Origin of the sequence: Bacillus sp. 37MA (genome assembly GCF_000372765.1) — a bacterium.
GTDB lineage: Bacteria > Bacillota > Bacilli > Bacillales > Domibacillaceae > Domibacillus > Domibacillus aminovorans.
This window is the reverse complement of the sequence record NZ_KB889752.1, coordinates 2,008,136-2,029,020: the sequence shown is the minus strand read 5'-3', so window position 1 is coordinate 2,029,020 and position 20,885 is coordinate 2,008,136. Positions and strand designations below refer to the sequence as shown.

Annotated in this window: 23 protein-coding genes; 21 read left to right on the top strand and 2 right to left on the bottom strand. The window is 42.6% G+C overall.

What is annotated here, in order from left to right:
* From accC to A3M5_RS0111230, 18 genes are all read left to right on the top strand, one after another.
* Positions 1-1,359: an acetyl-CoA carboxylase biotin carboxylase subunit gene (gene accC / locus A3M5_RS0111315; protein ID WP_018393887.1), complete on the top strand. Its 1,359-nt coding sequence runs from the start codon at positions 1-3 to the stop codon at positions 1,357-1,359.
* 18 nt (positions 1,360-1,377) lie between these two features.
* Positions 1,378-1,797, top strand: a complete 420-nt coding sequence (locus A3M5_RS0111310; RefSeq protein ID WP_018393886.1) for an Asp23/Gls24 family envelope stress response protein — start codon at positions 1,378-1,380, stop codon at positions 1,795-1,797.
* A gap of 102 nt (positions 1,798-1,899) precedes the next feature.
* A complete protein-coding gene (gene nusB / locus A3M5_RS0111305; RefSeq protein ID WP_018393885.1) occupies positions 1,900-2,292 on the top strand; it encodes a transcription antitermination factor NusB in 393 nt (130 codons plus the stop codon).
* Positions 2,293-2,307: 15 nt separating this feature from the next.
* Positions 2,308-3,168, top strand: coding sequence for a bifunctional methylenetetrahydrofolate dehydrogenase/methenyltetrahydrofolate cyclohydrolase FolD (gene folD, locus A3M5_RS0111300; RefSeq protein WP_018393884.1), 861 nt, complete (start codon positions 2,308-2,310; stop codon positions 3,166-3,168).
* An 82-nt stretch (positions 3,169-3,250) separates the two neighbouring features.
* A complete protein-coding gene (xseA, locus tag A3M5_RS0111295; RefSeq protein ID WP_018393883.1) occupies positions 3,251-4,603 on the top strand; it encodes an exodeoxyribonuclease VII large subunit in 1,353 nt (450 codons plus the stop codon).
* Positions 4,590-4,823 (top strand): exodeoxyribonuclease VII small subunit, encoded by a 234-nt coding sequence (gene xseB / locus A3M5_RS0111290; protein WP_026221692.1) that lies wholly within the window; start codon positions 4,590-4,592, stop codon positions 4,821-4,823. The genes xseA and xseB overlap by 14 nt, the downstream gene beginning before the upstream one ends.
* On the top strand, positions 4,820-5,701 hold the full coding sequence (locus A3M5_RS0111285; protein WP_018393881.1) for a polyprenyl synthetase family protein: 882 nt from the start codon (positions 4,820-4,822) through the stop codon (positions 5,699-5,701). Before xseB ends, A3M5_RS0111285 begins: the two co-directional genes overlap by 4 nt.
* A gap of 93 nt (positions 5,702-5,794) precedes the next feature.
* Positions 5,795-7,690 carry a 1-deoxy-D-xylulose-5-phosphate synthase gene (gene dxs, locus A3M5_RS0111280; RefSeq protein ID WP_018393880.1) on the top strand — a complete coding sequence of 632 codons (1,896 nt, stop codon included), beginning with the start codon at positions 5,795-5,797 and terminating at the stop codon, positions 7,688-7,690.
* A gap of 2 nt (positions 7,691-7,692) precedes the next feature.
* On the top strand, positions 7,693-8,520 hold the full coding sequence (locus tag A3M5_RS0111275; protein ID WP_018393879.1) for a TlyA family RNA methyltransferase: 828 nt from the start codon (positions 7,693-7,695) through the stop codon (positions 8,518-8,520).
* A gap of 140 nt (positions 8,521-8,660) precedes the next feature.
* Complete coding sequence (gene ahrC, locus A3M5_RS0111270; protein ID WP_018393878.1) at positions 8,661-9,110, top strand: transcriptional regulator AhrC/ArgR; 450 nt, start codon at positions 8,661-8,663, stop codon at positions 9,108-9,110.
* A 16-nt stretch (positions 9,111-9,126) separates the two neighbouring features.
* The gene (gene recN / locus A3M5_RS0111265) at positions 9,127-10,818 is read left to right on the top strand and encodes a DNA repair protein RecN (protein ID WP_018393877.1); all 1,692 of its coding nucleotides are present in this window, start codon (positions 9,127-9,129) and stop codon (positions 10,816-10,818) included.
* A gap of 89 nt (positions 10,819-10,907) precedes the next feature.
* Complete coding sequence (spoIVB, locus tag A3M5_RS22875; RefSeq protein ID WP_018393876.1) at positions 10,908-11,999, top strand: SpoIVB peptidase; 1,092 nt, start codon at positions 10,908-10,910, stop codon at positions 11,997-11,999.
* Between the two features lie 173 nt (positions 12,000-12,172).
* Positions 12,173-12,952 (top strand): sporulation transcription factor Spo0A, encoded by a 780-nt coding sequence (gene spo0A / locus A3M5_RS0111255; protein WP_018393875.1) that lies wholly within the window; start codon positions 12,173-12,175, stop codon positions 12,950-12,952.
* A 747-nt stretch (positions 12,953-13,699) separates the two neighbouring features.
* Positions 13,700-13,921, top strand: a complete 222-nt coding sequence (locus tag A3M5_RS25425) for a hypothetical protein (protein WP_155894706.1) — start codon at positions 13,700-13,702, stop codon at positions 13,919-13,921.
* Between the two features lie 33 nt (positions 13,922-13,954).
* Positions 13,955-14,167, top strand: a complete 213-nt coding sequence (locus tag A3M5_RS25815) for a hypothetical protein (RefSeq protein WP_196803564.1) — start codon at positions 13,955-13,957, stop codon at positions 14,165-14,167.
* A 311-nt stretch (positions 14,168-14,478) separates the two neighbouring features.
* On the top strand, positions 14,479-14,625 hold the full coding sequence (locus tag A3M5_RS25410; protein ID WP_018393873.1) for a hypothetical protein: 147 nt from the start codon (positions 14,479-14,481) through the stop codon (positions 14,623-14,625).
* A 693-nt stretch (positions 14,626-15,318) separates the two neighbouring features.
* On the top strand, positions 15,319-15,879 hold the full coding sequence (locus A3M5_RS0111235) for a recombinase family protein (RefSeq protein WP_018393871.1): 561 nt from the start codon (positions 15,319-15,321) through the stop codon (positions 15,877-15,879).
* Positions 15,880-16,109: 230 nt separating this feature from the next.
* Positions 16,110-16,424, top strand: a complete 315-nt coding sequence (locus A3M5_RS0111230; protein WP_018393870.1) for a hypothetical protein — start codon at positions 16,110-16,112, stop codon at positions 16,422-16,424.
* Between the two features lie 191 nt (positions 16,425-16,615).
* On the opposite strand, the gene A3M5_RS25405 is transcribed toward A3M5_RS0111230, so the two are convergent.
* Together A3M5_RS25405 and A3M5_RS0111225 are read right to left on the bottom strand one after the other, a co-directional pair.
* Positions 16,616-16,786, bottom strand: coding sequence for a hypothetical protein (locus tag A3M5_RS25405; protein ID WP_155894704.1), 171 nt, complete (start codon positions 16,784-16,786; stop codon positions 16,616-16,618).
* A 246-nt stretch (positions 16,787-17,032) separates the two neighbouring features.
* The gene (locus A3M5_RS0111225; RefSeq protein WP_018393869.1) at positions 17,033-17,272 is read right to left on the bottom strand and encodes a DUF2627 domain-containing protein; all 240 of its coding nucleotides are present in this window, start codon (positions 17,270-17,272) and stop codon (positions 17,033-17,035) included.
* 170 nt (positions 17,273-17,442) lie between these two features.
* On the opposite strand from A3M5_RS0111225, the gene lpdA reads away from it, so the two are divergent.
* Genes lpdA through A3M5_RS0111210 form a run of 3 tightly spaced genes read left to right on the top strand, consistent with a single transcriptional unit; the run spans position 17,443 to position 20,874 of the window.
* Positions 17,443-18,867, top strand: a complete 1,425-nt coding sequence (gene lpdA / locus A3M5_RS0111220; RefSeq protein WP_018393868.1) for a dihydrolipoyl dehydrogenase — start codon at positions 17,443-17,445, stop codon at positions 18,865-18,867.
* A gap of 13 nt (positions 18,868-18,880) precedes the next feature.
* A complete protein-coding gene (locus A3M5_RS0111215) occupies positions 18,881-19,891 on the top strand; it encodes a thiamine pyrophosphate-dependent dehydrogenase E1 component subunit alpha (RefSeq protein WP_018393867.1) in 1,011 nt (336 codons plus the stop codon).
* Positions 19,891-20,874: an alpha-ketoacid dehydrogenase subunit beta gene (locus tag A3M5_RS0111210; protein ID WP_018393866.1), complete on the top strand. Its 984-nt coding sequence runs from the start codon at positions 19,891-19,893 to the stop codon at positions 20,872-20,874. Before A3M5_RS0111215 ends, A3M5_RS0111210 begins: the two co-directional genes overlap by 1 nt.
* Positions 20,875-20,885: the final 11 nt, after the last annotated feature.

Below are 20,885 nucleotides of genomic sequence, written 5' to 3'. Positions count from 1 at the left end.
ATGATAAAAAAAGTATTAATTGCCAATCGCGGCGAAATTGCGGTGCGCATTATTCGTGCCTGCAAAGAGCTTAATATTGAAACGGTTGCTGTATTTTCTGAAGCGGACCGTGATGCTTTGCACGTGCAAATAGCAGATGAAGCATATTGTATCGGACCAACGGCATCAAAAGACAGTTACTTAAATTTCACGAATATCGTCAGCGTGGCGAAATTAACAGAAGCAGATGCGATTCACCCGGGCTATGGATTTCTTGCTGAAAATGCTGATTTTGCAGAGCTGTGCCGTGAATGCAATATCATATTTATCGGCCCAACGCCGGAAGCGATCACACAAATGGGGACGAAAGATGTTGCACGTGATACGATGGAAAAAGCAGGTGTCCCGATTGTTCCTGGTTCAGACGGTATCATTCAAGATATAGAAGAGGGTTTGGAAACTGCTAAACAAATCGGCTACCCAGTTATCATTAAAGCGACTGCCGGTGGCGGTGGAAAAGGGATACGTGTTGCTCGTGATCCAGGGGAACTTGAAAAAGGCATAAACATGACACAGCAGGAAGCAGCAACTGCGTTCGGGAATCCAGGCGTGTATTTAGAAAAGTTTATTGAGGATTTCCGCCACGTTGAAATTCAAGTGCTTGCTGATATGCATGGAAATGTAATCCATCTTGGGGAGCGTGACTGTACGATTCAGCGCCGCATGCAAAAGCTGCTGGAAGAAACACCGTCACCAGCACTTGATGAGAAAACGAGAGCATCCATGGGTGAAGCAGCTGTGAAAGCAGCTAAAGCAGTTGATTATACAGGGGCAGGCACGGTAGAATTTATTTACGATGTAAATCAAAGCACGTTTTATTTTATGGAAATGAACACTCGTATTCAAGTGGAGCATCCGGTGACAGAAATGGTCACAGGCGTGGATTTAATCAAAGAGCAAATTTATGTGGCATCCGGTAAAGAGCTTTCTTTGACGCAAGAGGAAGTAACGTTTGATGGATGGGCAATTGAGTGCCGGATTAACGCAGAAAACCCGGAGAAAAACTTTATGCCGTCACCGGGCCGGGTTGAGGGGTATTTGCCGCCGGGCGGGTATGGTGTGCGCATCGATTCAGCTGTCTACCCGGGCTACGTAATTCCACCGTACTATGATTCGATGGTCGCAAAGGTTATTGTACATGGCAAAACGCGAGAAGAAGCCATTGCACGTATGAAGCGCGCATTGTCTGAATTCGTCATAGATGGTGTGTATACGACCATTCCGTTTCATCAAAAACTGCTTGAGCATGACGTGTTTATCGGCGGCGAGTTCAACACGAAGTTTCTTGAAACGTATGACGTGATGAAATCCCAATCCTAATATCGGAGGTGCATCATAATGGCAGAACAACAATCAACTAATCAAGTACTAGAAATGAGCAACGGTGAAAACGGCCACGGCCGTATTGAAATCGCACCAGAAGTCATCGAAGTGATTGCCGGCATTGCCGCATCTGAAGTAGAGGGCGTTGAAAAAATGCGCGGCAGTTTCGCATCAGGTGTCGTCGAACGACTTGGGAAAAAAAATCATGGCAAAGGTGTCAGAGTTGATTTAACAGAAGACGGTATTAAAGTGGACGTGTACTGCGTCGTGAAATTCGGCGTCTCGATCCCGCGTGTCGCGCAGCTCATACAAGAAGGCATCAGGCAGACCCTCTTAAACATGACAGCACTTGAAGCAGATGAAGTGAACATTCACATTGTCGGCATTCAGTTTGAAACGAAACAGCCGGAACAGGAATACGAAGAAGAAGTATAAAAATGACGCTTCGGCATGTCCGGAGCGTTTTTCGCATGTTTTCGCAAGGCTCGTTTTATGCTATGATCATAAAGGCATTAAATTAAAAGGAGCAAATTATGAATGAATAGACGGACAGCGCGTGAAAAGGGTATCCAGGCTCTTTATCAAATGGATTTAAGCGGGGCGGAAGCATCAGAAGCGATTGAAAACGTGTTGAACGGAGATGACAGCGAAAGCAGTTATTTGTACGATGTCGTGGAAGGTGTGGAACGCAATCTTGAAGAGATTGACAACACAATAAAAGAAAATCTTGAAAAATGGTCATTTGACCGCCTGGCAAAAGTTGACCGGAACATTTTACGTCTTGCTGTATACGAAATGAAACAATCAGAAGATGTACCGGCAAAAGTTGCGATCAACGAAGCGGTCGAATTGGCGAAACATTTTAGCGATGAACGTGCCAGCAAATTTATTAACGGTGTATTATCGAAAATAAATAAATCGATGGAATAAGTGAGGGATTTTTTTATGACAGCAGCAATTATTGATGGAAAAGCAATCGCAAAAGATATTCGTGCCGAATTAAAAGAAGAAATCGAGGCGCTCAAACAGTTGGGTATTACACCGGGGCTAGCTGTCGTCATTGTGGGTGACGATCAGGCGTCTCACACGTACGTCAACAGCAAGGAAAAAAGCAGCAAAGAAATCGGCATCTACTCAGAAGTTCACCGTTACCCGGCTGACTATTCAGAAGAAAAACTGCTTCAAAAAGTGGAAGAACTGAACAATGATGACCGCATTCACGGTATTCTCGTGCAGCTGCCGCTACCAAAACATATTTCGGAAGATAAAGTAATCGATGCGATTGCACCGGAAAAAGACGTGGATGGATTCCATCCAGTGAATGTCGGCAAAATGGTGATCGGTAAAGATTCATTTTTCTCTTGTACGCCATACGGCATCATTAAAATGTTGGAAAAAGAAAATATTTCACTTGAAGGAAAACATGTGGTGGTGATTGGACGAAGTAATATCGTCGGTAAACCGGCAGCGCTTCTTTCATTGATGCACAATGCAACTGTGACGATTTGTCATTCCCGCACAAAAGATCTTCCAGCGATTACACGCCAGGCAGACGTTGTGATTGCAGCAGTCGGTATTGCCAATTATGTTACAGCAGATCATATTAAACCAGGTGCTGTTGTCATTGATGTTGGAATTAATCGCAATGATGCCGGCAAATTATGCGGAGACGTTGACTTTAACAATGTGAAAGAAGTAGCAGGCGCGATTACACCGGTTCCAGGTGGCGTTGGTCCTATGACGATCACGATGCTTTTATTCAATACAGTCAAATCTGCTAAAGCAAAAGCAGCAAAAATAAAGTGAACAGCCGATTCATGAAACTGTCTTTCCGATCATGCTATAATCGGAAAGACAGTTTTTTATTTGAAGAAAAAGGTGAACAGAAATGGAAGCCAATCAATGTTTGACCGTAAAGTCATTAACTAAATATATAAAGCGGAAATTTGATGCGGATCCGTATTTGAAAGACGTAGCCGTAAAAGGAGAGATCTCCAACTTTAAGCAACATTCGAGCGGACATATGTATTTCACGTTGAAAGACGATAGTGCGCGCATTTTGGCCGTTATGTTTCTTGCAGCTAATCGGTCATTGAAATTCCAGCCAGAAAACGGCATGCAAGTCGTATTGACAGGTGATATTACCGTTTATGAATCGAGTGGACAATACCAAATGTATGTGAAAAAGATGCAGCCGGATGGTGTCGGCGATCTTTATTTTGCCTATGAACAGCTAAAAAAGAAACTAGAGCAAGAAGGATTATTTCGCGTCGATCGAAAACAGCCAATCCCTGCATATCCAACATGTGTAGCTGTCATTACCTCGCCGACCGGGGCTGCTGTACGTGATATTATGACGACGATGAATCGGCGATATCCGGCTGTTGAAATTTTGATTTATCCGGCACTAGTCCAGGGAGAAAAAGCGTCCGCTTCGATTGTATCGCAAATCGAGCGGGCCAATTCCGATAAACGTGCAGATGTCATTATTGCCGGTCGGGGCGGAGGATCGATTGAAGAACTATGGGCGTTTAATGAAGAACTGGTTGCCCGTGCGATTCACGCATCACGCATACCAGTGATTTCAGCCGTTGGCCACGAAACTGATTTTACGATTGCTGATTTTGCAGCAGACTTACGGGCTCCGACACCAACTGCAGCAGCCGAAATGGCAGTACCGCACGTGGAAGAAGTAGTCGAACGTCTGTTATCAAAGCAAAAACGGCTCACCCGGGCAACAGCTGAGAAGATTCGCGCATCACGTAATCGTCATCAAGCAGTGATGAATGCCTATATAATACGTCATCCACAGGCATTATACAGACAGCAGTCTGAACAGGCAGATAGACTGCAAGAACGGTTGATCCGCAACATGCAATCGGTTTTTGACCGTAAAAAAATAGCAGCCGATCATGCTGCAGCCCGGCTTCAGCGAATGGGCCCCGAGCAGCGCATTCAAATGGGAGCAGCGCAATTAAATAAAATAAACCAGCGTATCCGTTATGTAGCAGAATCAGCAGTGGAAGACAAAAAAGGCCGTTTTGAAAGAACGATTTCACTGCTTCATGCATTGAGCCCGCTCAAAGTGATGGAAAGAGGGTACAGTTTAACATATCATGATGATACATTAGTAAAATCCGTACAAGATGTGAAAGCGGGCGATCAAATCCGCATTAGACTGGCGGATGGCACGTTGAACACACACGTTCAATCAATCGGAGGGAAAGATGATGAAATCTGAAGAATTAAGCTTCGAACAAGCGATGGAACAGTTGGAAAAAATTACGGCCCGTCTGGAAGAGGGTGACGTACCGCTTGAAGAAGCACTCGAAGAATATAAGCGCGGTATGGAACTATCCGCACTTTGTCATACTAAATTAAAAAAAGCCGAATCGGATCTAGCCAAGATTGTGACAAAAGAAGGAGAAGAATCGTTTCAATTGGATGGTGAGAAACAATGACAAACATTAAAAGGTATATTGAGGAAAAGTGCTCCGTTTTTGAACCGTATTTACTCGAACGTGTGGAAATGCTCCAAGCACCTGAATCAATTAAAAAATCAATGGTGTATTCATTGAAAGCAGGTGGAAAGCGAATTCGGCCGATGTTGTTGTTGGCGGTGCTGGAAACGTACGGTCAAAAGGCAGAAAAAGGACTCGATGCAGCATGTGCGCTTGAAATGATCCATACATATTCGCTTATCCACGACGATTTGCCGGCGATGGATGATGATGCACTGCGCCGGGGCCAGCCGACAAACCATAAAGTATTTGGTGAAGCAACGGCGATTCTTGCAGGAGATGCACTGTTAACATATGCGTTTGAACTGATTGCATCGTCGACCGTTCAATCTCCAGAACATTCGATCAGACTCATTCAAATGCTAGCCTTTGCTGCCGGACCTGAAGGAATGGTTGGTGGACAAATGGCTGATATGGAAGGCGAACGAAGAGTGTTATCGCTGTCTGAACTTGAGTACATACATCTACATAAAACAGGTCGTCTTCTTGCTTTCAGTGTGATGGCTGGTGCGTTAATCGGAGGAGCGGATGAACGGGAAACCGCACTGCTTGAAAAATATGCTCGACATATCGGTCTTGCGTTCCAAATTCGCGATGACATTCTCGATGTGGAAGGAACGGAAGAAGAAATTGGCAAACCGGTTGGAAGTGATGAGTCCAATGAGAAAAGTACATACCCGTCACTTCTCTCCTTGACTGGAGCGAAAGAAAAGCTGGCAGAAGAATTAAAAGGGGCTTATGATGCACTTGCATCACTCGGTCGTCCTGCGCCGCTGCTCGAATCATTTGCAAGTTTAATTGTGGAACGTACTACGTAATATCGGAAAATGGTTAGCATCTGTAAACATATGCTATAATAGCGATACATTTCAACTATGATCTGAAACAGATATGAAAGTGAGTTGATCCATTTGGATCTTTTATCGATTGCAGACCCATCTTTTGTGAAAAAAATGAACGTACATGAAATGGAACAGTTAAGTGCAGCAATCCGAAAATTTTTAATTGAAAAACTCTCTGTAACAGGCGGTCATATTGGTCCAAATCTTGGTGTAGTCGAGTTGACTGTTGCGCTCCATCACTGCTTTACAAGCCCGAATGATAAATTTTTATGGGACGTCGGCCATCAATCGTATGTTCATAAAATTTTAACAGGCCGCGCAGACAAATTTGATACATTGCGCCAGTATAAAGGGCTGTGCGGTTTCCCAAAAATGGTGGAAAGTGAACATGATGTGTGGGAAACAGGCCATAGTTCAACGTCGCTTTCTGCTGCAATGGGTATGGCCATTGCCCGCGACTTAAAAAAAACGGATTCACACATTGTGCCTATCATAGGAGACGGTGCGTTAACAGGCGGCATGGCGCTTGAAGCATTGAATCATATTGGCCATGAAAAAACGAATATGATTGTTATTTTAAATGATAACGAAATGTCGATTGCACCGAATGTCGGCGCGTTGCACGGCATACTTGGGCGTATGCGGACAGGCGGCAAATACAACAAACTTAAAGATGAATTCGAATTAATTTTAAAACGTATTCCAGCTGTTGGCGGTAAAGTTGCAAATACAGCAGAACGTTTAAAAGACAGTTTAAAGTACTTGCTCGTCCCGGGTATGTTTTTTGAAGAATTAGGATTCACATATCTCGGCCCAACGGATGGTCATAGTTTTGACGACTTAATTAAAAGTTTAGAACAGGCGAAACGGACAGAAGGACCGGTACTTGTTCATGTCATTACGAAAAAAGGAAAAGGCTATAAGCCGGCCGAAACAGACAAAATCGGTTCATGGCACGGAACAGGGCCATATAAAATGGAAACGGGTGCGATCATTAAAGCAAAAAATGAACCGCCGGCATGGAGCGCACTTGTCAGTGAAACGGTGCGTGAAATTGCCCGTACAGATGAGCGAGTTGTCGCAATTACACCGGCGATGGCTGTCGGATCTAAATTGCTCGGTTTTGCAGAAGAGTTTCCAGATCGAATGTTTGATGTCGGGATTGCAGAACAACATGCGGCAACGGTTGCAGCAGGACTAGCTACGCAAGGAATGAAGCCATTTCTGGTCATTTACTCGACATTCCTTCAGCGTGCATACGATCAAGTTGTTCATGACATTTGCCGTCCGAATTTAAATGTATTTATAGGCATCGACCGATCCGGACTTGTCGGTGCAGATGGAGAAACCCATCAAGGCGTATTTGACATCGCGTTCCTGCGTCATTTGCCAAATATGGTGCTGATGATGCCGAAAGATGAAAACGAAGGTCGTCACATGGTTAATACAGCGATTCAATATGACGGTGGACCGATTGCAATGCGTTTCCCGCGTGGCAATGGTCTCGGTGTTGAGATGGATCCTAAGATGATGACGATCCCGATCGGTTCATGGGAAGTGTTAAAAGAAGGAACAGACGCTGTCATTTTAACATTCGGTACAACCATTCCGATGGCGATGGAGGCCGCTTCGGTACTCAGTGAACGTGGTATGGATGTCAAAGTAGTAAATGCTCGCTTCATTAAACCGTTTGACAAATTGATGATGGACGATCTACTCAGTCAAAATATACCCATCTTGACGATTGAGGAAGCCGTTCTTGAAGGTGGGTTTGGCAGTGCAGTACTTGAATATGCGCATGAATCAGGCTGCCATGGTGCCGTCATTGACCGGATGGGCATCCCGGATCGGTTTATTGAACATGGAAGCGTCAATAAACTGCTTGAAGAAATTGATTTAACGGTGGAGGAAGTGGTGCGTAAAATGGCAGCACTCGTGCCCGAAAAACAAGAGGAAAGAGCATAACGATGGCAAAAAAAGAACGAATTGATGTATTGCTTGTTGAAAAAGGGTTAATTGAAACGAGAGAAAAAGCGAAACGAGCAGTTATGGCAGGCATCGTGTATTCTAATGAAGAACGAATCGATAAACCTGGTGAAAAAATCCCTATTGATGCACCTCTTGAAATAAAAGGAAAAACAATGCCTTACGTCAGTCGCGGCGGTTTAAAGCTTGAAAAAGCATTGAGTGTATTTGATGTGACCGTACAGGATAAAATTTTAATTGATATAGGTGCATCAACAGGCGGTTTTACCGACTGTGCATTGCAAAATGGTGCAGCACTTTCGTATGCACTCGATGTTGGCTATAATCAGTTGGCGTGGAAGATGCGGCAAGATGAACGGGTTGTAGTCATGGAGCGGACAAATTTCCGCTACGTGAAGCCGGCTGATTTGTTGAAAGGAATGCCACAATTTGCGGTGATTGATGTCTCGTTTATTTCGCTGTCCCTTATTTTGCCCGTGTTAAAAACACTGCTCGTGCCGGGAAGCGACGTTGTAGCGCTTGTTAAACCTCAATTTGAAGCTGGCCGCGAACAAGTCGGCAAAAAAGGAATTGTACGTGATAAGGCCGTTCATAAAGCAGTGATTGAAAAAATTGTAAATCTGTCTTTACAGCTCGGCTACGTAGTCGTGAACCTTTCGCATTCACCGATTACAGGCGGTGACGGCAATATTGAATTTTTACTGCATATTCGTTGGCCAGGTGAAGACAATGACGGTTTTGTCAGTTTGCCGCTTACACCTGAACAGGCCGTAGATGCAGCGCATAATGAATTTAAAGAAAAAAGCTGATCAAGATCAAATTATGTTCAGCTTCAAGTGGCCGGCTCTTTCATTGAATAAGAAGCCGGCTTCTTTTTATATACTTTTCAAGACGAATACAGTATGATGATGTATAAACAAGTATAATTATACATTATGAGGTGAGTATCATGAATAAAGGACAACGACATATTAAAATTAGAGAAATGATTGCGAACAACGAAATTGAAACACAGGATGAACTCGTTGATTTGCTGAGAGAAGCTGGTTATAACGTGACACAAGCGACGATTTCACGTGATATTAAAGAACTACATCTAGTAAAAGTGCCATTAATGGATGGCCGTTATAAATATAGTTTGCCTGCAGATCAACGATTTAATCCGCTGCAAAAATTGAAACGGTCACTTGTTGACTGTTTCGTCAGCATTGATTCAGCCGGCCATTTTGTCGTTATGAAAACATTGCCTGGCAACGCTCAGGCGGTCGGCGCATTAATTGATAATCTGGATTGGGAAGAAATTATGGGTACCATTTGCGGCGATGACACCTGTTTGCTTATTTGCCGTGCACCAGAACAGACAGAAATCGTATCTTCTCGTTTTTTAGAAATGCTTTAATAAGGATGTGACGATCGTGCTTCAAGAATTATCGATCCGCCATTTTGCAATTATTGATGCGCTTGAATTATCATTTGAACGAGGATTAACCGTTTTAACAGGGGAAACAGGCGCAGGAAAATCAATTATCATTGATGCATTACAATTGTTAACCGGTGGACGGGGCTCCGGTGAATTTGTCCGGCATGGTGAGAAAAAAGCAGAGATTGAAGGGATGTTTACTTTGCATGAAGACCATCCCTGTTTTCATGTCTGCCGTGAATTTGGTATTGATGTAGAAGAGGAAGCGGTCATTTTGCGCCGTGAAATTTCTGCTGCTGGAAAAAGTGTGTGTCGTGTGAATGGTAAAATGGTCACGCTGTCAATTTTACGTGAAATTGGTTCTCGTTTAATGGATATTCACGGCCAGCATGAGCACCAGGAATTAATGAACGCAGGGAGTCATCTTCGTTTACTGGATGATTTTGGTGGGGCAGCGATTCAACACGCAAAAGAGCAGTATAGAAACATTTATAATCGTTATGATCATTTACAGACAGAAATACGTCGTCTCAGTGAAAATGAGCAAAATTTAGCTCACCGTCTTGATTTAATTCAATTTCAATTCAATGAAATTGAAAAGGCAGAATTGACAACAGGTGAGGAAGAAAAATTAGAGTCAGAAAGGCAGCAATTAGCCAACTATGAAAAGTTGTATGCTGCATTATCGGAAGCTTACAATGCGCTGTCTGGCGATGGAAAAGCACTTGATTGGCTTGGACTGAGTGTAAATGGACTTGAATCTGCATCAGGCATTAATGATGAATATAAACCGCTTCATGATGCTGCTGCCAACAGTTTTTACGTTCTTGAAGATACTGTACGCGATGTAAGTTCTATTCTCGATACACTTGAATTTAACCCCGCAAGGTTGAATGAAATTGAAAGCCGGTTAAATGAAATCAATCAATTAAAACGAAAATATGGAGCGACAATTGATGATATTTTACAGTACGGTAATAAAATTGCCGAAGAAATGGATCAGTTGACGCATCGTGAAACACATGTGAGCCGTTTGCAAAAAGAATTGATGGAAATAGAAGTAACCCTTACAGAAGAAGGGGGAAAATTGTCTAAACTGCGCCATTCATATTCGGAAAAGCTGGAAGAAGCGATTCATCGTGAACTAAAAGAGTTATATATGGAAAAAACGGTCTTCAGTGTGCATGTTCAGTCAGAAAATGGACAATTTAAAAAAGATGGCATAGATCAAATTGAATTTTACATGACGACCAATCCAGGCGAACCGCTTAAACCGCTTGTGAAAATTGCATCCGGCGGTGAAATGTCACGTGTTATGCTAGCAATGAAAACGATTTTTTCCAAACATCAAGGTGTTACGTCGATTATCTTTGACGAAGTGGATACAGGTGTAAGCGGTCGTGTTGCGCAAGCCATTGGCGAAAAAATTTATAAAATTGCCGTTCATTCGCAAGTGCTTTGTATATCTCATTTACCGCAAGTGGCTGCTATGGCTGATACACATTTATACATTCAAAAAAGCCATGACAGAAAGCGAACGAGCACAGTCGTAACTCCGCTTAATGAAGATGAAAAAGCAGTAGAAATTGGAAGAATGATTTCGGGTGTAGAAATGACGAATTTGACAAAAGAACATGCGAAAGAATTACTTACATTATCCGCAAAATTAAAAAAATCAGCTGTTTGAAATGACATCCATCTTCACCCCATATTACCGTTATAATCACACCTCCCTCCGGACAAAGTAACAGGGCAAGACAAGAAGGAGGGAGTGGTATGACGGTAAGAAAAGCATCGTATCAATATCTTTTTTCATTTTTGTTGATGTTATCCGTTTTGGTTGGCCAAGGGACAGTCATTCAAGCAGAGCAGGCGGAACAGGACCTATTACAGTCAGCGGGCTTCCCGGCAGCACAGGAAGAGCGGGAACGCATTTTTGTCGTACCAGGTGGTCAATCAGTCGGTCTCCAGTTGCAGACGAAAGGATTGTATATTGTCGGATTTCATTTTATCGGTACATCGGGTGGCAAACAATCACCGGGAGAGTCAGCTGGACTTCTGCCAGGTGACGTCATTGTGAGTGTAAATGAAAAGAAAATAACCGAGCCGCAATCAATCCGGCCACTTGTTCAATTAGCAGGCGAACAAAATAAGCCGCTTCAATTATCAGTGCTGCGCGGAAAAAAGAACATTCAGATGGCGGTCACACCGATAAAGGATGCAGAAACAAATACGTATAAACTCGGTGTATACATTAAAAATCGGACAGCAGGTATCGGGACATTGACATTTTTTGAACCAAAATCAAAAAAATATGGTGCACTTGGTCATGTCATTAGTGATGTGCAATCCGGACAGCCATTTTCACCAATAAAAGGAACCATTCATCCAGCTCAGATTACTGGTATTCAAAAAGCAACAGAAGGAATTCCTGGTGAAAAAACAGCCGTTATTCCGGATGGGAAAAAGTGGGGAACTGTAACGTCGAACACATCATTCGGTATTTTTGGTCGTCTTTATACAAATATTGATGGCGGGAGGCTTTATCCTGCTGCTCATCCGGATGAAGTTGTTGAAGGACCAGCTGAAATTTTGACAGTAACCGAAAATGAGACCGTTGAAAGGTATAAAGTGTCGATCACACGAACTATTCAGCAGACAAAACCAGAAATAAAAGGAATGATCATTAAAATGACCGACACTCGCTTAATTGGCAAAACAGGCGGGATTGTGCAAGGAATGAGCGGAAGTCCAATCATTCAAAATGGTCGAATTATTGGAGCAGTCACCCATGTATTTGTTAATGATCCACTTTCAGGTTATGGTGTTCATATTGACTGGATGTTAAAAGATGCAGGAATTATTTAAAGAGGGGGCATTTGCCCTCTTTTTGACGGAAAAAGAAGCGAAAAACGTCGAAAAATGACATAAAATTGTGTAAAATATATATTTTCAGTTTTTTAAAGGTTTTCATTCCTCTTTGTCGAAAAATCCATTAGAATAGCTTTAGTAAGGTTAAAGTGGATGAGGAGGAAATAAACGTGGGTGAAATTAAAGTAGCAATCGTAGATGATAACAGGCAGCTCGTTCAGTTGCTCGAAGAAGTCATTTCAAGTCAAGATGATATGACAATCGTAGGTACAGCATACAATGGACAGGAATGTTTAACAATGCTTCCAGAAATAGAGGCGGATGTATTAATTCTTGATATCATTATGCCGCATATGGATGGACTTGCCGTTCTGGAACGTTTAAGTGTCAGTGAGCAGGAAAAACTGCCGCATGTTATTATGCTGACAGCATTTGGACAAGAGGATGTAACGAAAAAAGCCGTTGAATTTGGTGCATCTTATTTTATGTTAAAACCATTCGATATGGATAGCCTGATTAGTCAGATCCGACAGGTGAGCGGAAATGAAAACCCAGTTCAACATATGGAACATCGAGAGAATGCGAAAAAACCAAAGAAAAATATTGATGCGAGTATTACGGCCGTTATTCATGAAATTGGTGTGCCAGCTCATATTAAAGGTTATTTATACTTACGTGAAGCGATTACGATGGTTTTCAATGACATCGAACTACTCGGATCGATTACGAAAGTACTTTATCCAGAAGTTGCTCGTAAATATAACACAACACCGAGCCGTGTTGAACGTGCGATCCGCCATGCAATTGAAGTGGCTTGGAGCCGGGGGAATATGGAATCTATTGCTAAAATGTTTGGCTATACTGTGTCTGTCACAAAAGCAAAACCAACGAATAGTGAATTCATCGCGATGGTCGCGGACAAATTAAGGATTGAATATATGGCTTCATAACGCAGTAGTGACGGTAGTTTAATCGTCAGGATAGCGGACACTCATAACCGATAAACTGACGGAACGACCCGATAAATAACCGCGGGGTTTACCGTTAAATTATGCGTTTCTCTTTATCACAAAGGGAGGCGTTTTTTTTGTTCAATGAAATCGATTTTCAAGTCGACAACATCATGCTTTACTGCGATTCAAAAAACCTTACGCGTAAAACGAAAGCAAGCTATGGGCAATCGCTAAGGCTGTTCATTGCATACCTACGCGACTACCTTCCGTAGATGAGCCGAAATCAATCAAAACGGCCACATACGCACTTATATACAGTATCTACGTGAGCGCGGAAAGTATACCGTCGTTACGAATAAACAATCCCAAACAATTAATAACCCGGATGTGTGTGCCGATAAGCGATACAACCATCGCAAATTACCTCCACAATATCAAAGTTTTTTAAAATTTCCTCGTTGAAGAGCACGAGTTAAAGGAAAGCCTAGCTGCCAAATTACCGAATATCAAACTCCAGCGAAAACAAAAGAAACTGATGACATTACAGGAAATAAAGCGCTGGATGCAGACGTCTGACTATCGGATAGAGTGTACGTTCCTGCCTTGGCTTCATAAAGGAGCCGCTTAAAATGATCGATATTATAATTAATAAAGTGTAGATATCAAATTGTGCAAAATTCAAAAATATTAACAATTATGAGAAAATCCATCAATAAGCACATAAAAGCCATCGAGGCAAGCAATTTGTCTGCCTCCTGGAAACGAAAGCTGATTCGCCTGTTGAATTACCTGCGCGACATTTCACGAGACTATCCTGGACTGTCATTCCGTAAACAGCGCACGATTGCCGCAGACTTCGGAATAAAAAGACCGGATATATCGGCGTATGGCTTAAAAAACTTGCGTCAATGGGCATCGTTAAGGTGCCGCCGACCAAGCGTAGCCACGACATGCAGCAGACGCTAAACTTCGTGCAAATTCTCCCGGTTGTCGACAAAAATGAAAAATGGGGAGCAAGAAGACAATATCATTCCTAAGACAAATACTGTTATTAATAATACGTATGCGGCTTCGCCGTGCCGACCATTTTACCGTCGTTTTAAAGAGTTCATTTCGAATACTATCGGCGACAATCAACGGCTCATTAGCCGTCTATACGGCGTGTATAAGGTGCATATAACCGTTTTAATAAGGTACGGAGCATTCAGCTAGACAGACGTTGAATATACGAGCTACGAGGCGTTAAGGGTGTCTATCATGGCGATGAAGTCGAAACGCATTAGGAACAAAATTGCCGGTTACTACAACGGTACGCTCGACCGGATGCTGGACCGACTATACTTAACAGAGGTATAAACGGATGACAAAACGTAAAAAGAAACACAGTAAACAGCCATCGCAGGTGCCGCCAGTGGATGATCGACATTACATTACAATGGAGAGGCCGTATTATGATAAGAAACGTGGCCGCAATCGCTGGCTAAATCGCTCAGAAACTGCGGAGATTATCGGAGTCTCCGCGTATGCAACTTTATCGAGGAGAACAGCGCAAGGACTTCCAGGGTGAAAAAGACAAGCGTCTAAAGCAACACATCAAAACGCTTATCCCAAAAAAGCGAGATCGGACACTTGCTGAAATGGCGCTGGCAGGCGATGTAAAGGCATTCTAATCGATTATTTAAGCGTTTATGGGTGTTTGAAGGATAGTTACAAAATGTCACTTTTATGGAAATTTTCGAGGCTGAGAATTATACTCTATTGCACAATTTACCTGTATCGAGCCTCTGACGGACGTGCCCTCGAAACATTTTGAACGTCAATTATTAAGCAGGTTACTCTCCGTCTTGCTATCGAAATAGCACGTTGTCAGCCTTCCGATTTCGTCATATTTCGGTGTGCAACAGTGTGCATTTTACCAATGGGTGGTCCCCAGACGAATGGGCCTAAAAAACTCAGAGTGTGCCGTTTATTTTCGATTTTGGCGATCATAGGGGGTTCGGCGAGCCGGTAAAACTCCACAAAAGGGTCATAACATAATATTTCCAACCTCCATTGTTCATACTAAAGAAAAAAATGAGGTGGATGTTATGTCCTGGTTTTACGATCATTTTATCAACACTATGTTCTTCATCATTTCTATGTTTGGTTTAGCGATAATAATAACGGCTATCCTTGCTTATGCACCTAAGAAGAAAAAGAAACAGAATTAGTTAGAAATCTCACTAAAATGGTTTCCTATAAAAACTCTTTTAGTGTCATAACTCAAAAGATTTGAAACCGTTCTGGCGATATAGTAATATCAGGGTGTCATCCAGTGTCTTAACCTAGTGCCATAAGTGAGCGCCGCAAAAGGAGCGATTTTAATGAAATACGGATATGCACGGGTATCGAAGGTAGGCCAGGACTTACAGGTGCAGCTCGACATGTTAGAAAAGGAAGGCTGCGATAAGGTTTATTCGGAGAAGTTTACCAGAACGAAAGCGGATCGACCGGAGTTTCAAAAGGTACTATCGGCGTTAGAAGCGGGAGACACGCTGGTCATAACGAAGCTCGACCGTTTTGCCAGATCGACGTCAGAGGCGCTTACAACCGTTAAGGAACTGTTCGAGCGCAGTGTAAAGGTACACGTATTAAACATGGGGCTAATCGAGAATACGTCAACAGGCCGCCTTATTTTTACGATCATGAGCGGGTTCGCCGAGTTTGAACGGGATACGATCTTGGAGCGTACGCAGGAGGGCAAGGCGATAGCCAAGCAGCGCCCGGACTTCCGTGAAGGCAGACCGCCGAAGTATACGAAGAAGCAGTTAAACCACGCATTGCAGTTACTCGAAACGCAATCGTATAAACAGGTTGAAGACTTAACCGGAATATCGAAGAGCACATTGATTCGCGCGAAAAAGGCAATGCAAGCGAAAGTTTAATTAAATAAAAACGTAAAGGCTGAATGGTTTATGCCGGCAGCCTTTTTCATGTGTATTGGTGGACTCTCCATAGCGTCCATGCAGTGTGCCTTTACATCAGCCGTTCACACTTGATAAATTCTAAAATCAAAATGAGGGTGTTGGATTTATTTACCACTTATATAAGTATCGCAGTTCAGTTTGCTAATCGATATAATTTGTATATTACATATAGAATTGGAGCGGTTAATGTGGCTTTAGAAGATATAGTAAAAGGGACGAAAGAAAAATTAAAAAATGGGGAACCAATTTATTACCGAGAAAGTAGTGATGGAGAATATAAATCATGTCCTATGGATATAGAAGCAGCAACTGTATTTTGTAATAGATATATGAAATACGATCCAGAAGCAAAACTTGTATGGGAATACAGGGTTAACGAGGATGATTTAATCGTAAAGAGAGTAATAGATATGGAGATTATTGAACATGTATTTGGAGAAAATGTGAAAATAAAACATGGATACGAATGTCTTAGAGAAGAACTAGATAATTATTTAAAATAGAATTAATAGAAGCTAAGCGTTTAAATGTAGAAATGAAACGACATGTATCGATATAATGTCGAATTTTCTTGTTCGAAATAACTTGTCATCTACTTTCGGGTTAGTTACAATCAAGGCAACAAACACTCGACAATAAACTGCCGGGTGTAAAACCGATAAAGAGTGACGTATAAAATCGATTATGTAAGTAATCAAGCCTTTAATTCGTAGACTGACGACCAAGCAAAACCAACGAATAGTGGATTCATCGCGATGGTCGCGGACAAATTACGAATTGAGTATAGGACTGCATAAAAGTCTAAAATAGTGATAAATCCATTATCTAAAAGAGCGTAAAATAAAATGGACGTCGATAACTCCATCGCAACACTTTCAATTTCTTGGTTTAGTTAACTAAGAAATTGAAAGTGTTTTTTTGATGGGAAAAACATAACCTTGACGTATATCAAGGTTATGTTTTAAAAAAGATCATTTAATTGGAAAGGCTGTTTCTGATACAATAGATTATCAGGCGTTACCATCTTTAGAGTGGATAAGAAGAAGCAATCAGAAAGGCCAAGAACAAGAAAAACGGTTTCAACCAAACATCTGATTGAGACCGCTTTTCGTTATTCTTTATTCTGAAACTTTGGTTGCACTTTATCTTGCTTCCGGTCACGTCTAAAAATAAAGCCGGCGACAAAACCGAGACCGCCGAGAAACAGCAGCAAACCGGCTATAAACTGCATCCATAAAAAAGGAAATGGAGGCTGCAAAATACCAAAAAGCATGTCGCGCATTAATTTAATCCCCACTCCGGCAAGAAAGCCAGGAACGACGAGAATAAGTAAAGCAATGATACGGATCATTGATCGAAACCCTCTTTCAAAAAGTCTTATTCACAAATCATAACGCACCCGTATCATTTGTCAAGAAAGCCTCGTCAACGTTAAAACAACAAAAAATTCACTTATTACATGACATGGTTTTTAAAACCGTATACAATGATAATAGGATATATATAAAGGGGCGAATACATGTGGTAAAAGAATACGATCTTGTCATTTTAGGCGGAGGAACAGGTGGCTATGTATCAGCAATTCGCGCCGCACAAGCTGGGCTTACAACAGCCATCGTCGAAAAAGAAAAGCTAGGCGGTACATGCCTTCATAAAGGCTGTATTCCGACGAAAGCGTTGCTTAGAAGTGCGGAAGTGTTTAGAACAGTTAAAGAAGCAGCTGTGTTTGGTATAGAGACAGAAAATACATCGCTTGAATTTACGCAAGTACAGAAAAGAAAAGAAAAAATTGTTCAGACGTTATATAACGGGGTACAATCATTAATGAAGAAAGGTAAAATAGACATATACAGCGGTGTTGGTAGATTACTTGGCCCATCTATATTTTCACCGATGGCGGGCACGATTTCCGTTGAAATGAACGATGGGACAGATAACATCATGCTCGTACCTAAACAGGTCATTATTGCGACCGGTTCCCGGCCGAAAACATTGCCAGGTTTTGAAGTGGATGAAGAATGGATTTTATCGTCGAATGAGGCACTTCAACTTAAAAAAGTGCCATCGTCTGTCATCATTGTTGGCGGAGGTGTGATTGGCATTGAATGGGCATCAATGCTTGCTGATTTTGGTGCAAACGTAACAATTATTGAATATGCAGACCGTGTGATCCCGACGGAAGATGAAGATGTTTCAGCTGAAATGGCCCGTTTGTTAACGAAGCGAGGCATACGGATTATGACCGGTGCAAAAGTGCGCTCGGATACAGTGGAAAAACAGCAAGGTGTGATTCGGGTAGAAGTGGAAATGAAAAATGGCCTACAATTAGTTGAAGCAGAAAAAATGCTTGTTTCTGTCGGCCGTGTTGCAAATATTGAACACATTGGACTGGAAAATACAGAAATTATCGTTGAAAATGGATGTATTCAAGTGAATGATAGGATGCAAACAAATGAATCTCACATTTATGCGATTGGCGATGTGATCGGCGGGCTGCAGCTAGCACATGTTGCATCTTATGAAGGGATCACAGCAGTGGAGCATATAGCAGGAGGGGATATTCATCCGATTGATTATATGACAGTCCCCAAATGTATATATTCAAGCCCTGAAGCTGCGAGTGTTGGATTGACTGAACAGGAAGCTAGAAAAAAAGGGTTTCAAGTGAAAACAGGTAAGTTTCCGTTTCAAGCGATTGGGAAAGCACTCGTTTTTGGTGAAAATGATGGATTTGTGAAAATTGTTGCGGATGAAAAAACGAATGATCTACTCGGTGTTCATATCATTGGTCCGAATGCGACAGAGCTTATCTCAGAAGCAGCACTAGCACACGTTCTTGATGCAGCAGCTTGGGAAGTGGGCACGATGATCCATCCGCATCCAACATTGTCTGAAGCGATTGGCGAAGCAGCTCTGTTAGTCGATGGCAAAGCCATTCATATGTAAAAGGAGAATAAACATGGAAAATAGGCATAAAAACATAGGATTATCTGATGAAACAGTGCTTGCGATGTATGAAACGATGCTGCTTGCGCGCCGGATCGATGAGCGTATGTGGTTATTAAACAGATCGGGCAAAATTCCGTTTGTTGTATCTGGACAAGGACAGGAAGCTGCACAGGTCGGCGCTGCATTTGCACTCGACCGCAGTCAAGATTACATATTGCCATATTATCGGGACACTGGCATTGTGCTGGCGTTTGGCATGACGGTTAAAGAATTAATGCTGTTCGTATTTGCCAAAGCAGAAGATCCAAACTCTGGCGGCCGGCAAATGCCCGGTCATTACGGACAAAAGAAAAACCGGATCGTCACAAATTCATCGCCAGTTACCACACAGGTGCCTCATGCAGTAGGCATTGCGCTCGCCGCAAAAATGGAGAAAAAAGATTATATATCATTCGTTACGTTCGGTGAAGGATCATCCAATCAGGGGGATTTTCATGAAGGAGCGAATTTTGCAGGGGTTCATAAGCTCCCGGTTATTTTAATGTGTGAAAATAATCAATATGCGATATCAGTGCCGGTAGACAAGCAGCTTGGTTCTGCCAAAGTGTCGGATCGGGCTATTGGATACGGGATGCCGGGATATACAATTGATGGGAATGATCCGCTTGAGGTGTATCAGTATGTAAAAGAAGCGGCGGACCGTGCACGACGAGGCGAAGGGCCGACATTGATTGAAACGATGGTGTACCGTTTGACACCGCACACATCCGATGACGATGATCGTTCGTATCGTACGGCAGAGGAAGTGGCAAAAGCGAAACTGGAAGACCCAATGATTACATTCCGTACATATGTGAAAGAAACGGGTGTATTAACGGATGAACGGGAACAGCAAATGGAACATGAAATCCAGCAATTGATCGACGAAGCGACCGATTATGCTGAACAAGCGCCGTATGCAAAACCGGAACAGGCACTCGACTTTGTTTATGCCGAAACAGAACAGGAGGGGACTCGATAATGCCTGTTATTTCTTATATCGATGCCGTTACAATGGCGCTCCGAGAAGAAATGGAGCGCGATTCGAATGTGTTTATGCTTGGAGAAGACATAGGGAAAAAAGGCGGTGTTTTTAAAGCGACACAAGGATTGTATGAACAGTTTGGGGAGGAGCGCGTACTCGATACGCCGCTTTCAGAATCTGCTATCGCAGGTGTTGCGATTGGTGCAGCGATGGTTGGGAAACGGCCTGTTGCTGAAATGCAATTTGCGGATTTTATCATGCCGGCCGTCAATCAAATTATTTCAGAAGCCGCCCGCATTCGCTACCGGTCAAACAATGATTGGGACTGCCCGATCGTCATACGTGCCCCATACGGTGGAGGCATTCATGGTGCGCTTTATCATTCGCAGTCCGTTGAAGCGATTTTTGCTAATCAGCCAGGTTTGAAAATTGTCATGCCGTCAACACCGTATGATGTGAAAGGATTGCTAAAAGCAGCGATTCGTGATGAAGATCCGGTCCTGTTTTTCGAACATAAAAAAGCGTATCGATCTATAAAAGGAGAAGTGCCAAATGACGATTATGTGCTGCCGATTGGAAAAGCGGACGTGAAACGAAAAGGGGACGATATAACCGTTATTACGTATGGATTGTGCGTTCACTTTGCCCTGCAGGCTGCTGAAAAGTTAGCAAAAGACGGGATCGAAGCAGAAATCGTCGATTTGCGCACAGTGTACCCACTCGACCAAGAAACAATCATTGAGTCAGCCGTGAAAACAGGAAAAGTATTGCTTGTGACAGAAGATAATAAAGAAGGAAGCGTTATAAGCGAGGTGTCGGCGATTATTGCAGAAAATTGCTTGTTTGATCTCGATGCGCCGATTCAGCGGCTTGCGGGACCTGAGATACCAGCTATGCCATATGCACCGACGATGGAGAAATATTTTATGATGAATCCTGAAAAAGTCGAGAAAGCAATGCGGGAGCTGGCTGAATTTTAACTGTTTGTCAG

What these genes read in the sequence shown, in the direction of transcription:
- xseA (WP_018393883.1), top strand. Translation starts at nt 3,251, where the DNA reads ATGGAAGCCAATCAATGTTTGACCGTAAAGTCATTAACTAAATATATA.
- folD (WP_018393884.1), top strand. Translation starts at nt 2,308, where the DNA reads ATGACAGCAGCAATTATTGATGGAAAAGCAATCGCAAAAGATATTCGT.
- spoIVB (WP_018393876.1), top strand. Translation starts at nt 10,908, where the DNA reads ATGACGGTAAGAAAAGCATCGTATCAATATCTTTTTTCATTTTTGTTG.
- A3M5_RS0111215 (WP_018393867.1), top strand. Translation starts at nt 18,881, where the DNA reads ATGGAAAATAGGCATAAAAACATAGGATTATCTGATGAAACAGTGCTT.
- A3M5_RS0111285 (WP_018393881.1), top strand. Translation starts at nt 4,820, where the DNA reads ATGACAAACATTAAAAGGTATATTGAGGAAAAGTGCTCCGTTTTTGAA.
- A3M5_RS25815 (WP_196803564.1), top strand. Translation starts at nt 13,955, where the DNA reads ATGAAAAATGGGGAGCAAGAAGACAATATCATTCCTAAGACAAATACT.
- A3M5_RS25410 (WP_018393873.1), top strand. Translation starts at nt 14,479, where the DNA reads ATGCAACTTTATCGAGGAGAACAGCGCAAGGACTTCCAGGGTGAAAAA.
- A3M5_RS25405 (WP_155894704.1), bottom strand. Translation starts at nt 16,786, where the DNA reads ATGGAGTTATCGACGTCCATTTTATTTTACGCTCTTTTAGATAATGGA.
- A3M5_RS0111210 (WP_018393866.1), top strand. Translation starts at nt 19,891, where the DNA reads ATGCCTGTTATTTCTTATATCGATGCCGTTACAATGGCGCTCCGAGAA.
- xseB (WP_026221692.1), top strand. Translation starts at nt 4,590, where the DNA reads ATGATGAAATCTGAAGAATTAAGCTTCGAACAAGCGATGGAACAGTTG.
- A3M5_RS0111235 (WP_018393871.1), top strand. Translation starts at nt 15,319, where the DNA reads ATGAAATACGGATATGCACGGGTATCGAAGGTAGGCCAGGACTTACAG.
- A3M5_RS0111310 (WP_018393886.1), top strand. Translation starts at nt 1,378, where the DNA reads ATGGCAGAACAACAATCAACTAATCAAGTACTAGAAATGAGCAACGGT.
- accC (WP_018393887.1), top strand. Translation starts at nt 1, where the DNA reads ATGATAAAAAAAGTATTAATTGCCAATCGCGGCGAAATTGCGGTGCGC.
- ahrC (WP_018393878.1), top strand. Translation starts at nt 8,661, where the DNA reads ATGAATAAAGGACAACGACATATTAAAATTAGAGAAATGATTGCGAAC.
- A3M5_RS0111275 (WP_018393879.1), top strand. Translation starts at nt 7,693, where the DNA reads ATGGCAAAAAAAGAACGAATTGATGTATTGCTTGTTGAAAAAGGGTTA.
- A3M5_RS0111225 (WP_018393869.1), bottom strand. Translation starts at nt 17,272, where the DNA reads ATGATCCGTATCATTGCTTTACTTATTCTCGTCGTTCCTGGCTTTCTT.
- nusB (WP_018393885.1), top strand. Translation starts at nt 1,900, where the DNA reads ATGAATAGACGGACAGCGCGTGAAAAGGGTATCCAGGCTCTTTATCAA.